Below are 13,290 nucleotides of genomic sequence, written 5' to 3'. Positions count from 1 at the left end.
AGGTTTGACAGATTAGAGTCATTACTCTAAAACCATCGGCTGTCACCTGCCCGGATCGCACCATGCTTGCCGATGCCCCTCATGCCAATCAGCCCAGCCTCGAAATCGACCGCCTGCAAACCCTGTTCGAAAGGCAGCGTCAGGCATTCCAGGCCGCGCCCAGCCCTTGCGCCGAGGACCGCCTGCAGTGGCTGGAAGCGCTGCACGACCTGCTTGCCGGCCACCAGCAAGTTCTGATCGACGTGATAAGCGAGGACTTCGGCAACCGCTCGGCAGACGAAACGCGGCTGGCGGAAATCATGCCCAGCCTGCATGGCATTCGGCATGCCAAGCGCCATCTGCGGCGCTGGATGGCTCCGTCCCGGCGGCGGGTCGGCCTGGCCTTCCAGCCGGCCAGCGCCCGCGTGGTCTATCAGCCGCTGGGGGTGGTCGGCATCATCGTTCCCTGGAACTATCCCCTGTATCTCGCCATCGGCCCGATGATCGGTGCGCTGGCGGCGGGCAACCGGATCATGCTGAAGATGAGCGAGGCCACGCCGCTGACCGGCGCGCTGCTCAAGGACCTGCTGGCGCAGATCTTTCCCGAGGATCAGGTCGCGGTGGTCCTCGGCGACGTCGACACCGCGGTCGCGTTCTCGCAGCTGCCCTTCGACCATTTGCTGTTCACCGGCAGCACCAGCGTGGGTCGCCAGGTGATGCGCGCCGCCGCGGAGCATCTCACGCCCGTGACCCTCGAACTGGGCGGCAAGTCTCCGGCGATCGTGTCGGCCGACGTGCCGCTGGCCGACGCCGCCGAGCGCATCGCCTTCGGCAAGACACTCAATGCAGGCCAGACCTGTGTCGCCCCGGATTACGTGCTGGTGCCGCGATCGCGCATCGATGGCTTTGTCGAGGCCTACGCCAAGGCGGTGCGACGTTTCTATCCACAGCTGGAAGACAACCCGGACTACACCGCCATCATCAACCGTCGACAGCATGCGCGCCTGCAGGCTTACCTGGACGACGCCCGGGCCAAGGGCGCCCGCGTGGTAGCACTGCATGAACCAGGCGAGCAGCGGCGCATGGCACCGCATGTGCTGCTCGAGGTGAGCGACGACATGCAGGTCATGCAGGATGAAATCTTCGGCCCGCTGCTGCCGGTGGTGCCCTACGACGGGATCGACCAGGCGCTCGCCTACGTCACTGCGCGGCCGCGTCCGCTGGCGTTGTATTACTTCGGCTACGACAAGGCCGAGCAGCGCCGAGTGCTGCGGCACACTCATTCCGGCGGAGTCTGCCTCAACGACACGTTGCTGCATGTGGCGCAGGACGATCTGCCATTTGGCGGCATCGGCCCGTCCGGGATGGGGCATTACCATGGGCGAGACGGCTTCCTGACCTTCAGCAAGGCCAAGGGCGTTTTCGTCAAGCAGCGCTTCAATGCGGCCAGCGTGATCTATCCACCCTACGGCAAGGCATTGCAGAAGCTCATCTACAAGCTCTTCGTACGTTGAGTCGCGCGGCCATGCCCTTCGAAACGATGACTGGCGACAACCTGGTTTCTCGCCGCCGCCTGCTTCGCATCGGCCTGTTCGGCAGCGTCGCCCTTGCCGGTGCCGGCCTGCTCGGCAGCCTCGCCGGCTGCAGCGCCGATCACCCGGCCCGGGGATTCGTGCAACTGCGCGACAGTGACCTGCCGATGCTACGGCGTATCGCTGCAGTGATGCTCGAGGGCGCAACGGCTCCCGCCAGCCTGCCCGGTGCCGTTCAAGGCACGCTGGCGAGCCTCGACCAAGGCCTGGCCCGCCTGTCACCGGCGGTCGCGCAGCAGGTCCGGCAGTTGTTCGACCTGCTGTCGCTGCCGCTCACCCGCGGTCCGTCGACGGGCATCTGGGGCGGTTGGGAGCAGGCGCAGGATGACGAAGTGACGGCATTTCTGCAGCGTTGGGAGCACAGCTCGATCGACCTGTTCCGACAGGGGCATGCCTCGCTCCAGCAGATGATCCTGATGGCCTGGTATGGCCGTCCGGAGTCCTGGGCGCATTGCGGCTATCCCGGCCCGCCAACCGTCTAGCCGACTGGCTGAACACGCCGCTTGCATCAAGGAGAACCGATGCCCGTTCCCGACCCGATTGCCGAAGGTATCGCCCGCGGCTGGAAGATTCACGATGGATCGCGACTCGAGCACGACGCCACCCTCGAGGCCGACATTGCCATCGTCGGCAGCGGGGCCGGTGGCGCTACCAGCGCGGAAATCCTCAGCGCGGCGGGTTACCGGGTGCTGCTGATCGAGGAAGGACCGCTGCGCAGCAGCCGCGACTTCGATATGCAGGAGCCGACCGCCTACGCCTCGCTCTATCAGGAGGCTATCGGCCGCACCAGCCACGACGGCGCCATCACCATTCTGCAAGGCCGTGCAGTGGGCGGATCGACCCTGGTGAACTGGACCTCGAGCTTTCGCACGCCCCCCGCCACCCTCGAGCACTGGGCCCGCGAGCACGACGTCCGAGGGCTTTCCGAGCAGGATCTGGCGCCCTGGTTCGAGCGGATGGAGCAGCGCCTGGGTGTCGAGCGCTGGCCATTGCCGCCCAACGCCAACAACCAGGTGATCCGAGACGGCTGCGAGGCGCTCGGTTACAGCTGGGCGGTGATACCGCGCAACGTGCGCGGCTGCTGGAACCTGGGCTACTGCGGCATGGGCTGCCCGACCAACGCCAAGCAGTCGATGCTGGTGACGACGATCCCGGCCATGCTGGAGGCCGGTGGCGAAGTGCTCTACCTGACCCGAGCCGACCGCCTGGTGATCGAGCACGACCGGGTGACGGCGCTGGAGTGCGTGGCCATGGACCCGCTGTGCGTCACACCGACCGGACGGCGGATCCGGGTCCGTGCGCGGCACTACATCCTTGCCGGCGGTGGCATCAACACGCCGGCCATCCTGCTGCGCTCGGATGCACCCGACCCACATCAGCGGCTCGGCAAGCGTACCTTCCTGCACCTGGTGAATTTCTCGGCGGCGCAATTCGAGGCGGTGATCAACCCCTTCTACGGCGCCCCCCAATCGATCTATTCCGATCATTTCCAGTGGCGCGACGGCGCGCGCGGGCGGATGTCCTACAAGCTCGAGGTGCCGCCCGTGCACCCGGCCCTGGCGGCGACGCTGCTCGGGCGCTTCGGCGTCGACAACGCCCTGCGAATGGAACAGTTACCCCACACCAATGCGATGATCGCGCTGATGCGCGATGGCTTTCACCCGGACAGCGCGGAGGGCCAGGTTCAGCTGCGCAGCGACGGCTCGCCGACGCTCGATTATCGAATGACCGACTACACCTGGGACGGCATCCGCCGTGCGTATCACAGCATGGCCGAGATTCAGTTTGCGGCCGGGGCCAAAGCGGTCCTGCCGCTGCACAGTGACGCCGAGTACGTCACCCGCCTCGCGCAAGCGCGCCAATTGATCGATGGACTAAAGCTCGAGCGCTATCGCACCCGGCTCGGCAGCGCCCATGTCATGGGCGGTTGCGCCATGGGTGAAGATCCGCGCCAGGCGGTGACCGACAGCCTCGGGCGGCACCAACAACTGGCCAACCTGTCGATCCATGACGGCTCGTTGTTTCCGACCAGTATCGGCGCCAACCCGCAGCTGTCCATCTACGGCCTGACCGCGAAGCTCTCCAGTCAACTGGCCGAACGATTGAAAAATCCTTGAACGCCAGCGCTATGCTGGCATCCGGGGGTCATCCGCTTTGATGCTTTACGCTGCCGTGACCGAGCCGCTACCATCCACCCCCCACGCATGCGTCAGGACGCCGCGATGAATCGAGTGCTGTATCCGGGAACCTTCGATCCGATCACCATGGGCCACACCGACTTGGTCGAGCGCGCTTCACGCCTGTTCGATGAAGTCATCATTGCGGTCGCTGCCAGCCCTAACAAGAATCCCTTGTTTCCGCTCGAACAGCGTGTGGCTCTGGCACAGGAAGTGACCTCGCACTTGCCGAACGTGAAGGTGCTGGGCTTCTCGACGCTGCTGGCGCATTTCGTCATCGAGCAGAAGGCCAATGTGCTGCTGCGTGGCCTGCGCGCGGTGTCCGACTTCGAATACGAATTCCAGCTGGCGAACATGAATCGGCAACTGGCGCCCAATGTCGAAAGCCTGTTCCTGACACCCTCGGAGAAGTTCTCCTACATCTCCTCGACCCTGGTTCGCGAGATCGCGCGCCTGGGGGGCGATGTCAGCAAGTTCGTTCACCCCTCGGTGATGAAAGCGCTGACCGAGCGCTACGCCTCGCGTTAACGCCACGGCGGCCGCGCCGAGCGCAACCGCTGGCCGGGGGATCGCACTGTCGCGTGCACCGGCCGTATGGATGCGGCAAAATTGGCGCGTCGTTCTTACCTGCGCTGCGGCCGACGCCGCGGCTGGAGCTAGCTGGATGTCCCTGATAATCACCGATGACTGCATCAACTGCGACGTGTGCGAGCCCGAGTGCCCGAACAGCGCAATTTCCCAAGGCGAGGAAATCTACGTCATCGACCCGAACCTGTGCACCGAATGTGTTGGTCACTACGATGAGCCGCAGTGCCAGCAGGTCTGCCCGGTTGATTGCATTCCGCTGGATGCGAACAACGTCGAGAGCAAGGACGAGTTGATGCAGAAATACCTGATCATCACCGGCAAGGCCTGATCGGCGACGTGCGCGGCTCACCGCTGCGGTGAGCCCGGCAACCGGCATCACTTCGCAACGCGGCCGACCTGCATCCTCAGCCGCACCACGCGACCAGCCAGCGATACCAAGACCTGAGCGCTCCGGCCCGCCGCCTTCGGTCAGCGCTGGTATCGCAAAAAAAGCAAACCTCAGAAACGACACGGCTCCGCGCGCGCGAAGGCGGCGGAGCCGTGCGGGTAGTGCTTATCGCGCTCCGGTCAGCGCGAGGCCTGGCTCAGTCCTGGCGGTTGTAACCGACGCGGGTGCATCCCAGGCAACGGGCGAAGGCGGCGGCGCCGGGCTCGACGACCAGCGCCTTACCGGTTTCCTTGATGCCGCCGCCCATGGCGCTGAACGGCAGGCTGACCACGAACAGACCGGCGCCGATGGCCGTTGCGGCGATCAACAGCGGGCGTGCGATAAACAGATCGCCGACGATGGAAAAGGCCTTGGGCGCCTCGACGGTGTACATGGGATCGCCGCTGGCGTTCTGCTGCACGGACTGCGCCTGAGCGGGAACCGCCAGCAGACCAGTGGTCAGGGCCAAGACGACAGCAGTGGAGCGAAACAGATTCATGGTGTGGTCCTTCAACTGGGCGAAACGAGGCAGATGATTGTTGTGCCGGTCACTATAGCAGCGGCGGCCACTTATTGATCGTGAACGCCGTCAATGCCTGCGCAGTGGCCGCCTCAACGCTGGCAGCGGCCGCAGTAAACGCTGGCTCGCTGCCCCAGGCGAATGTCGCGCAAGGTCGAGCCACACTGCCGGCAGAACTCGCCGGCTCGCCCGTAGACGAACAGCTCCTGCTGGAAGTAACCAGGCTTGCCGTCGCCGCCGACGAAATCGCGCAGGGTCGTGCCGCCGCGCTCGATGGCATACGCCAGGATGCGCTTGGTCTCGATCGCCAGCTTCAGATAGCGCGCCCGCGACACCGCGCCCGCGGCCCGGCGCGGATCGATCCCCGCCGCGAACAACGCTTCGCTCGCATAGATGTTGCCGACGCCCACCACCACCGCGTTATCCATGATGAACGGCTTGATCGCCATGCTCCGCCCGCGCGACAGCTGGTACAGACGCTCGCCATCGAAGGCGTCGCTGAGCGGCTCGGGGCCCAGGTTGGCCAGCAGCACGTGGCTCAGCGGATCCTCGCTCCAGAGCAGCGCGCCGAAACGGCGCGGATCGGTGTAGCGCAGCGCCATGCCCGACTCGAGGACGATGTCGACGTGTTCGTGCTTGGCCGCCGGCAGGTCCGCCGGTACCAGCCGCAGGCTGCCGGACATGCCGAGATGGGCGATCAGAGTGCCCACTTCAGCGCGAATCAGCAGGTATTTGGCGCGCCGCTCCACCGCCAGGATGCGCTGCCCTGACAGGCGCACATCGAGATCGTCCGGAATGGGCCAGCGCAGGCGTCGTTCGCGGACGATGACACGGCTGACACGCTGGTCGACCAGATGGGTCTCGATCCCGCGGCGGGTGGTTTCGACTTCAGGAAGTTCGGGCATGGACGCTATGGGCAATGAACCGGAGATGACCTTATCAGGACGGGCGAGGCGGCGTCAGCCCGCTTCCGGTTCGCCGGGGCCGAACGGCAGTCGTGCAGGACGACCACGCAGGATGCTGACCACATCAAGGGGCAGACGCTGAGCGCATCGCCGCGGCCGAAGGGTGCGAACTTTGGCCGAGAACATGGTCGGATTTCAAGTAGCGCCGATCTGGGCGCTCTTGAAACGACGAGGAGGACGAACATGGCAGAGTCACTCAAAGGCAAACGCGTTGCGGCGCTGGTTACCGACGGCTTCGAGCAGGTGGAATTGACCGGGCCCAAGGAAGCACTCGAGGAGAAGGGCGCCACCGTCCACATCGTTTCGGCCAAGAATGGCGAGGTGACCGGCTGGAATCACACCACCCCGGCCAGCAAGTTTCATGTCGACAAGACCTTCGACACCCTCCGCATGGAGGATTACGACGCGGTGCTGCTGCCCGGCGGCGTGGTCAACTCCGACATCATCCGCACCGATGACATGGCCCAGGAGCTGGTGCGTGACGCTGCGCGCGCGAACAAGACCATCGCCGTCATTTGCCATGGCGCCTGGCTGCTGGCCTCCGCCGACCTGGTCAAAGGCAAGCGCATGACCAGCTGGCCCTCGCTGACCGACGATCTGAAAAACGCCGGCGCCAACTGGGTCGACGAGCAGGTGGTGGTCGATGGCCACCTGATCAGCAGCCGCAAACCGGACGATATCCCCGCGTTCAGTGACGCCCTGATCAAGGCACTGGCGGTGTAGAAAGAAGCGGCCGCAGGCTTCGCGCCCGTAGGAGCCGGCTCTACCTGCGATCGGACACGGCTCCTGGTCGAGCGGGTCGCAGGCAGAGCCTGCTCCTACAGGTGGGCTGGAAGTCTGGAGCCCGGAGAAACGTAGGGTGGATCACGCTCCATCGATCCACCACAACGAAGCTGCGGTTCCATCGGTGCCCGAGCCGAACCCTTGATCCGTCCGAACCCCTGCTTGCTCCGCGCTTTTATCTTCCGTCCCCCTTATAATCCCGCCCTTTTCCCGGAGCCCTCCCAATGACCCTGCCCAGCCTGCGTCTCAAAGCCAACGCCGATCGCCGCCTGCGCGCGGGGCACCTGTGGGTCTATAGCAACGAGGTGGACACCGCGGCCACGCCGCTGAGCGGTTTCGCCGCGGGCGACCAGGCCATCCTCGAAGCGGCGGGCGGCAAACCGCTGGGCATCGTCGGCGTCTCGCCGAACAACCTGATCTGCGCCCGCCTGCTGTCGCGCGATCTCAAGCACAGCCTGGACAAGTCGCTGCTGGTGCACCGCATCCAGGTCGCCCTGTCGCTGCGTGAACGCCTGTTCGATCAGCCCTGCTACCGCTTGATCTATGGCGACTCGGACCTGTTGCCAGGGCTGGTGGTAGACCGTTTCCACGATCACCTGGTGGTCCAGCTGGCCTCCGCCACCATGGAGCGCAACAAGGACGCGGTGCTCGAAGCCCTGGTGCAGGTACTCAAGCCGCGTGGCGTACTGTGGAAGAACGACTCCAGCGCGCGGGACGCCGAGGGCCTGGAGCGTTACGTCGATACCGCCTTCGGGGTCGTCCCCGAGTGGGTGGCCCTGGAAGAGAACGGCGTGAAGTTCGAAGCGCCTGTGCTGCAAGGCCAGAAAACCGGCTGGTTCTACGACCACCGGATGAACCGCGCGCGGCTGGCACCCTACGTCAAGGGCAAGCGCGTGCTGGATCTGTTCAGCTACATCGGCGGCTGGGGCGTACAGGCCGCCGCGTTTGGCGCCAGTGAGGTGTTCTGTGTCGACGCCTCGGGCTTCGCCCTCGACGGGGTCGAGCGTAACGCGGCGCTCAATGGCGTCGCTGAAAAGATGACCTGCGTCGAAGGCGATGCCTTCGAGGCGATGAAGGAGCTGAAGAACGCCGAGGAGCGCTTCGACGTGGTCATCACCGACCCGCCAGCCTTCATCAAGCGCAAGAAGGACCTCAAGAACGGCGAAGCCGCCTACCGCCGCCTCAACGAGCAAGCCATGCGCCTGCTCAACAAGGACGGCATCCTGGTCAGCGCGTCCTGCTCCATGCACCTGCCCGAGGACGATCTGCAGAACATCCTGCTCGGCAGCGCCCGTCATCTGGACCGCAACATCCAGCTGCTGGAACGCGGCAGCCAGGGCCCGGACCATCCGGTGCACCCGGCGATTCCCGAGACGCGCTATATCAAGAGCATCACCTGCCGGATCCTGCCGAACAGCTGAGGCGAACGCGGGACGCACACGGTGGATGTGAAAGCGACATCCACCTCGACGACCGCGCCGGCAACCCGCCGACCCCGACCATCAACCTTTCGCAGTGCCGCGGCCGGGCGTAGAATCGGCCCATTCCTCGCCGCCATCCCCCGGCGGGCCCATGAGCCCAGGCCGCCCGAGCGATACCCCGTCTCGATCCGGCCCCTCCGCACGCACGGTCACCTGCCGTTGCACGCGGCACAGGTGACGCTCACCATAAGCACTATTCGACCAGCTGATTAGCCGCAGGAACCGTCATGCCCGATTACCGCTCGAAAACCTCCACGCACGGCCGCAACATGGCCGGTGCCCGCGCGCTGTGGCGTGCCACCGGCATGAAGGATGAAGACTTCAAGAAGCCGATCATCGCCATCGCCAACTCCTTCACCCAGTTCGTGCCCGGCCACGTGCACCTGAAGGACCTCGGCCAGCTGGTCGCACGCGAGATCGAGAAGCACGGCGGCGTCGCCAAGGAATTCAACACCATCGCGGTCGATGACGGCATCGCCATGGGCCACGACGGCATGCTCTACTCGCTGCCCTCGCGCGAGATCATCGCCGACTCGGTCGAGTACATGGTCAACGCGCACTGCGCCGACGCCATCGTCTGCATCTCCAACTGCGACAAGATCACCCCCGGCATGCTGATGGCCGCCCTGCGCCTGAACATCCCGGTGGTATTTGTCTCCGGCGGCCCGATGGAAGCCGGCAAGACCAAGCTGGCCAGCCACGGCCTGGACCTGGTCGATGCGATGGTCATCGCCGCGGACGAAAGCGCGTCCGACGAGAAGGTCGCCGAATACGAGCGCAGCGCCTGCCCGACCTGCGGCAGCTGCTCCGGCATGTTCACCGCCAACTCGATGAACTGCCTGGCCGAAGCCCTGGGCCTGGCCCTGCCCGGCAACGGTTCGACCCTGGCGACCCACAGCGACCGGGAGCAGCTGTTCCTGCGCGCCGGCCGTACTGCCGTCGAACTGTGCCAGCGCTATTACGGTGAAGGCGACGAGTCGGTGCTGCCGCGCAACATCGCCAGCCGCAAGGCGTTCGAGAACGCCATGACGCTGGACATCGCCATGGGCGGCTCGACTAACACCATCCTGCACCTCCTGGCCGCCGCCCAGGAAGCCGAGGTCGACTTCGACCTGCTCGCCATCGACGCGCTGTCGCGCAAGGTGCCGCAGCTGTGCAAGGTGGCGCCGAACATCCAGAAGTACCACATGGAAGACGTGCACCGCGCCGGCGGCATCTTCTCCATTCTCGGCGAACTGGCCCGTGGCGGTTTGCTGCACACCGATGTGTCCACCGTGCACAGCCGCAGCATGGAAGAAGCCATCGCCCAGTGGGACATCACCCAGACCCAGGACGAAGCGGTGCACACCTTCTTCAAGGCCGGCCCGGCCGGCATCCCGACGCAGACGGCCTTCAGCCAGTCGACCCGCTGGGACACCCTGGACCTGGACCGCGAGCACGGCTGCATCCGTAGCGTCGAGCACGCCTATTCCCAGGAAGGCGGCCTGGCCGTGCTCTACGGCAACATCGCGCTCGATGGCTGCGTGGTGAAGACCGCCGGCGTAGACGAATCCATCCACGTGTTCGAAGGCACGGCGAAGATCTTCGAAAGCCAGGACAGTGCCGTGAAGGGCATCCTCAATGACGAAGTGAAGGCCGGCGACATCGTCATCATTCGCTACGAGGGCCCGAAGGGCGGCCCAGGTATGCAGGAAATGCTCTACCCGACCTCGTACCTGAAGTCCAAAGGCCTGGGCAAGGCTTGCGCCCTGCTCACCGATGGTCGCTTCTCCGGTGGCACCTCGGGCCTGTCCATCGGCCATGCTTCGCCGGAAGCGGCCGCAGGCGGCGCCATCGGCCTGGTCCGCGACGGCGACAAGGTGCTGATCGACATCCCCAACCGCAGCATCCAGCTGCAGGTCAGCGATGAAGAACTGGCCCACCGCCGCATCGAGCAGGACAAGAAGGGTTGGAAGCCGGCCCAGCCTCGCGCGCGCAAGGTGACCACGGCGCTCAAGGCCTACGCCCTGCTCGCCACCAGCGCCGACAAGGGCGCAGTCCGCAACAAGGCGATGCTCGAAGACTGACCGACCGCCGGTCTTTCTTAGTGCGCGGCTTCCGCCCGGAGGCCGCGCACTCGACTCGCCCTCCGCCGGTCATCCTGGCGCCAACCCAACGGGTGGCCAGCGGGTGCGTCGCGGCCATTCGCGGTCAAGACCAGGCGTCCCAAACCGCTCCCACGGTTTGGGCAAAGTGCGTAGCCTGTGGGAGCGGCCTTGGCCGCGAATAGGGCGTTTGCACGATCTGACGGCTCCCGCTCGTTCCCCCTTACCCAGACGCGATCCCACCAAAAATAACCAGCCGGTGCGCCATGCCGTCCGCGGTCAAGACTAGGCGTCTCCAACCGCTCCCATGGTTGTGCGAAATGCGCGCCTGTGGGAGCGGCCTTGGCCGCGAATAGGGCGTTTGCACGATCTGACGGCTCCCGCTCGTTCCTCCCTTCCCCTGACGCGATTCCACCAAAAATAACCAGCCGGTGCGCCATGCCTTTTCGCGGTCAAGACTAGGCGTCCCCAACCGCTCCCACGGTTTGGGCGAGGTGCGTGACCTGTGGGAGCGGCCTTGGCCGCGAATGGAGCGGTTGCACGGTCTGACGGCTCCCGCTCGTTCTCCCTCATCCCCGACCCCACCCACAAAGCCAGCCAGCGCACCGTGCCCGTTCGCGGTCGAGACCACTCCCACAGTTTGGCGTTGGCCACGAATGGGGCCCCTCGCGGGGCAAGGCCCCAGTTGCACCACCAATTCACCAGCCATCGATTCCGCCCTTGGCAGTCGTAACCTGAACCCTGCGCAACCGGCCGTCGGTTTGTCGCCCTCGCGTTTTTGACCACTCAACGTCCACGGGCCGCCTTGCTCCACGCGCTGGAGAACGTGGCTGCACCTGTGTCCTGAGCGGCAGCAGATAAAAATGTATACAAAGTGGTAGTCAATCCTGAAAGGAATTGTCTACATTAGCCGCACAAGAACAACAGCGAGAAAGGGATCGACATGACAGCCTCATCCGCAAAACCATCTCCTGAACAGCGGCCCGAAGACGAGAATCTCGGCATCGGCGCCAACCTGGCCTATGGCCTGCAGCATGTGTTGACCATGTATGGCGGTATCGTCGCGGTGCCCCTGATCGTCGGTCAGGCGGCCGGACTGGTTCCGGCGGACATCGGCCTGCTGATCGCCGCCTCGCTGTTCGCCGGTGGCCTCGCCACCCTGCTGCAGACCCTCGGCCTGCCGTTCTTCGGCTGCCAACTGCCGCTGGTACAAGGCGTGTCCTTCGCCGGGGTAGCGACCATGATCGCCATCATCGGCAGCGATGGCGCCGGAGGCATTCCCGCCGTGCTCGGCGCCGTGATCGCCGCCTCGTTGATCGGCCTGCTGATTACCCCGATCTTCTCTCGGATCACCAAGTTCTTCCCGCCACTGGTCACCGGTATCGTCATCACGATCATCGGCCTGACCCTGATGCCGGTCGCGGCACGCTGGGCGATGGGGGGCAACAGCCAGTCGCCCGAATTCGGCAGCACGGCCAATATCGGCCTGGCCGCCTTTACCCTGGCAACGGTGCTGCTGCTGTCCAAGCTCGGCAGCGCCAGCATCTCCCGGCTGTCGATTCTCCTGGCGATGGTTATCGGCACCCTGGTGGCAGCCTTCCTGGGCATGACGGACTTCTCCGGTGTGCTCGAAGGTCCGATGGTTGCGATGCCCAAGCCGCTGCACTTCGGCATGCCGGAGTTTCACCTGGCGGCGATTCTGTCGATGCTGATCGTGATCATCGTGACTCTGGTGGAAACCTCGGCCGACATCCTGGCGGTGGGCGAGATCATTGGCACCAAGGTCGACTCCAAGCGGCTGGGCAATGGCCTGCGCGCCGACATGATCTCCAGCAGCCTGGCTCCGCTCTTCGGCTCCTTCACCCAGAGTGCCTTCGCGCAGAACGTCGGCCTGGTGGCCGTGACCGGCGTGAAGAGCCGCTACGTGGTCGCCACGGCCGGGCTCATCCTGGTCACGCTGGGCCTGTTGCCGGTGATGGGCCGGCTGATCGCCGCTGTTCCCACTGCGGTGCTCGGCGGCGCCGGTATCGTGCTGTTCGGCACCGTCGCGGCGGCCGGTATCCGAACGCTGGCGCAGGTGGAATACCGCAACAACATGAACCTGATCATCGTCGCCACCTCGATCGGCTTCGGCATGATTCCGATCGCGGCGCCAAGCTTCTACCACCAGTTCCCGGCCTGGTTCGAGACCATCTTCCATTCCGGCATCAGCTCGGCGGCGATCATGGCCATCGTGCTGAACCTGATCTTCAACCACCTGAAAGCCGGCAACTCGAACCAGCAGTCGGTATTCGTCGCCGCCAGCGAGCGTACCCTGCGCTATCAGGACATCGCCAAGCTTCATGACGGCGACTACTTCCGCGACGGCCGGCTTTTCGACGCGCAAGGCAACGAAGTGCCGGTACTCGGTGCTGGCAGCCATGGCGACGCCGCCGCTCACGGAAACGCCGTAGCCGCCAAGAGCCCGGCAGGCCACTGACGAGGCCCGCCGTCTCGGCGGGCGCTACCTCGCCCGCCCCGATTCAAGCGATGCTCGCATAACGCGGGCATCGCGCTGTTTCGCGCGGAGCCCATGCGGCGCGCAGCGATAGCCATCAAGCACATCCCCCCGCATTCGTCTTTCAGCGCACAGCACGCCCGCAGGCACCGGCCGCAGCGGGCACTGTCCGCACCTCGCTGCAGTCAGTAAACTCG

Annotated in this window: 11 protein-coding genes; 9 read left to right on the top strand and 2 right to left on the bottom strand. The window is 65.2% G+C overall.

Going from position 1 to position 13,290, the window contains the following annotated elements; all coding sequences use genetic code 11:
* Nucleotides 1-62 precede the first annotated feature (62 nt).
* From KVO92_RS12575 to KVO92_RS12555, 5 genes are all read left to right on the top strand, one after another.
* Entirely contained in the window at nt 63-1,493 is a 1,431-nt protein-coding gene (locus tag KVO92_RS12575; protein ID WP_217475971.1) for a coniferyl aldehyde dehydrogenase, read from the top strand.
* 11 nt (nt 1,494-1,504) lie between these two features.
* Nucleotides 1,505-2,053: a twin-arginine translocation pathway signal protein gene (locus tag KVO92_RS12570; protein WP_254621426.1), complete on the top strand. Its 549-nt coding sequence runs from the start codon at nt 1,505-1,507 to the stop codon at nt 2,051-2,053.
* Between the two features lie 39 nt (nt 2,054-2,092).
* Nucleotides 2,093-3,688, top strand: a complete 1,596-nt coding sequence (locus KVO92_RS12565; RefSeq protein ID WP_217475970.1) for a GMC family oxidoreductase — start codon at nt 2,093-2,095, stop codon at nt 3,686-3,688.
* Between the two features lie 105 nt (nt 3,689-3,793).
* On the top strand, nt 3,794-4,276 hold the full coding sequence (gene coaD, locus KVO92_RS12560) for a pantetheine-phosphate adenylyltransferase (protein WP_102846855.1): 483 nt from the start codon (nt 3,794-3,796) through the stop codon (nt 4,274-4,276).
* 136 nt (nt 4,277-4,412) lie between these two features.
* Nucleotides 4,413-4,664, top strand: a complete 252-nt coding sequence (locus KVO92_RS12555; protein WP_021206077.1) for a YfhL family 4Fe-4S dicluster ferredoxin — start codon at nt 4,413-4,415, stop codon at nt 4,662-4,664.
* Nucleotides 4,665-4,920: 256 nt separating this feature from the next.
* On the opposite strand, the gene KVO92_RS12550 is transcribed toward KVO92_RS12555, so the two are convergent.
* Together KVO92_RS12550 and mutM are read right to left on the bottom strand one after the other, a co-directional pair.
* Entirely contained in the window at nt 4,921-5,262 is a 342-nt protein-coding gene (locus tag KVO92_RS12550) for a multidrug transporter (RefSeq protein ID WP_217475969.1), read from the bottom strand.
* A gap of 113 nt (nt 5,263-5,375) precedes the next feature.
* Entirely contained in the window at nt 5,376-6,188 is an 813-nt protein-coding gene (gene mutM, locus KVO92_RS12545; RefSeq protein ID WP_217475968.1) for a bifunctional DNA-formamidopyrimidine glycosylase/DNA-(apurinic or apyrimidinic site) lyase, read from the bottom strand.
* 243 nt (nt 6,189-6,431) lie between these two features.
* Here mutM and KVO92_RS12540 point away from each other — a divergent pair, with 243 nt between their 5' ends.
* The 4 genes from KVO92_RS12540 (at nt 6,432) to KVO92_RS12525 (ending at nt 13,075) form a co-directional block, all read left to right on the top strand.
* Complete coding sequence (locus KVO92_RS12540) at nt 6,432-6,971, top strand: type 1 glutamine amidotransferase domain-containing protein (protein ID WP_217475967.1); 540 nt, start codon at nt 6,432-6,434, stop codon at nt 6,969-6,971.
* Nucleotides 6,972-7,255: 284 nt separating this feature from the next.
* The gene (locus tag KVO92_RS12535; RefSeq protein ID WP_217475966.1) at nt 7,256-8,452 is read left to right on the top strand and encodes a class I SAM-dependent rRNA methyltransferase; all 1,197 of its coding nucleotides are present in this window, start codon (nt 7,256-7,258) and stop codon (nt 8,450-8,452) included.
* Between the two features lie 287 nt (nt 8,453-8,739).
* Nucleotides 8,740-10,578: a dihydroxy-acid dehydratase gene (ilvD, locus tag KVO92_RS12530; RefSeq protein WP_217475965.1), complete on the top strand. Its 1,839-nt coding sequence runs from the start codon at nt 8,740-8,742 to the stop codon at nt 10,576-10,578.
* 961 nt (nt 10,579-11,539) lie between these two features.
* A complete protein-coding gene (locus tag KVO92_RS12525) occupies nt 11,540-13,075 on the top strand; it encodes a nucleobase:cation symporter-2 family protein (RefSeq protein ID WP_254621425.1) in 1,536 nt (511 codons plus the stop codon).
* Nucleotides 13,076-13,290 lie beyond the last annotated feature (215 nt).

Origin of the sequence: Stutzerimonas stutzeri, assembly GCF_019090095.1 — a bacterium.
GTDB classification, from domain to species: Bacteria; Pseudomonadota; Gammaproteobacteria; order Pseudomonadales; family Pseudomonadaceae; genus Stutzerimonas; species Stutzerimonas stutzeri_AN.
The sequence above is the reverse complement of the archived record's forward strand: the minus strand, read 5'-3'. Positions and strand labels throughout refer to the sequence as shown.

Coding starts and splice junctions, on each gene's coding strand:
- KVO92_RS12565 (WP_217475970.1), top strand. CDS start 2,093: ATGCCCGTTCCCGACCCGATTGCCGAAGGTATCGCCCGCGGCTGGAAG.
- KVO92_RS12535 (WP_217475966.1), top strand. CDS start 7,256: ATGACCCTGCCCAGCCTGCGTCTCAAAGCCAACGCCGATCGCCGCCTG.
- KVO92_RS12550 (WP_217475969.1), bottom strand. CDS start 5,262: ATGAATCTGTTTCGCTCCACTGCTGTCGTCTTGGCCCTGACCACTGGT.
- KVO92_RS12555 (WP_021206077.1), top strand. CDS start 4,413: ATGTCCCTGATAATCACCGATGACTGCATCAACTGCGACGTGTGCGAG.
- KVO92_RS12525 (WP_254621425.1), top strand. CDS start 11,540: ATGACAGCCTCATCCGCAAAACCATCTCCTGAACAGCGGCCCGAAGAC.
- KVO92_RS12570 (WP_254621426.1), top strand. CDS start 1,505: ATGCCCTTCGAAACGATGACTGGCGACAACCTGGTTTCTCGCCGCCGC.
- coaD (WP_102846855.1), top strand. CDS start 3,794: ATGAATCGAGTGCTGTATCCGGGAACCTTCGATCCGATCACCATGGGC.
- KVO92_RS12575 (WP_217475971.1), top strand. CDS start 63: ATGCTTGCCGATGCCCCTCATGCCAATCAGCCCAGCCTCGAAATCGAC.
- KVO92_RS12540 (WP_217475967.1), top strand. CDS start 6,432: ATGGCAGAGTCACTCAAAGGCAAACGCGTTGCGGCGCTGGTTACCGAC.
- mutM (WP_217475968.1), bottom strand. CDS start 6,188: ATGCCCGAACTTCCTGAAGTCGAAACCACCCGCCGCGGGATCGAGACC.
- ilvD (WP_217475965.1), top strand. CDS start 8,740: ATGCCCGATTACCGCTCGAAAACCTCCACGCACGGCCGCAACATGGCC.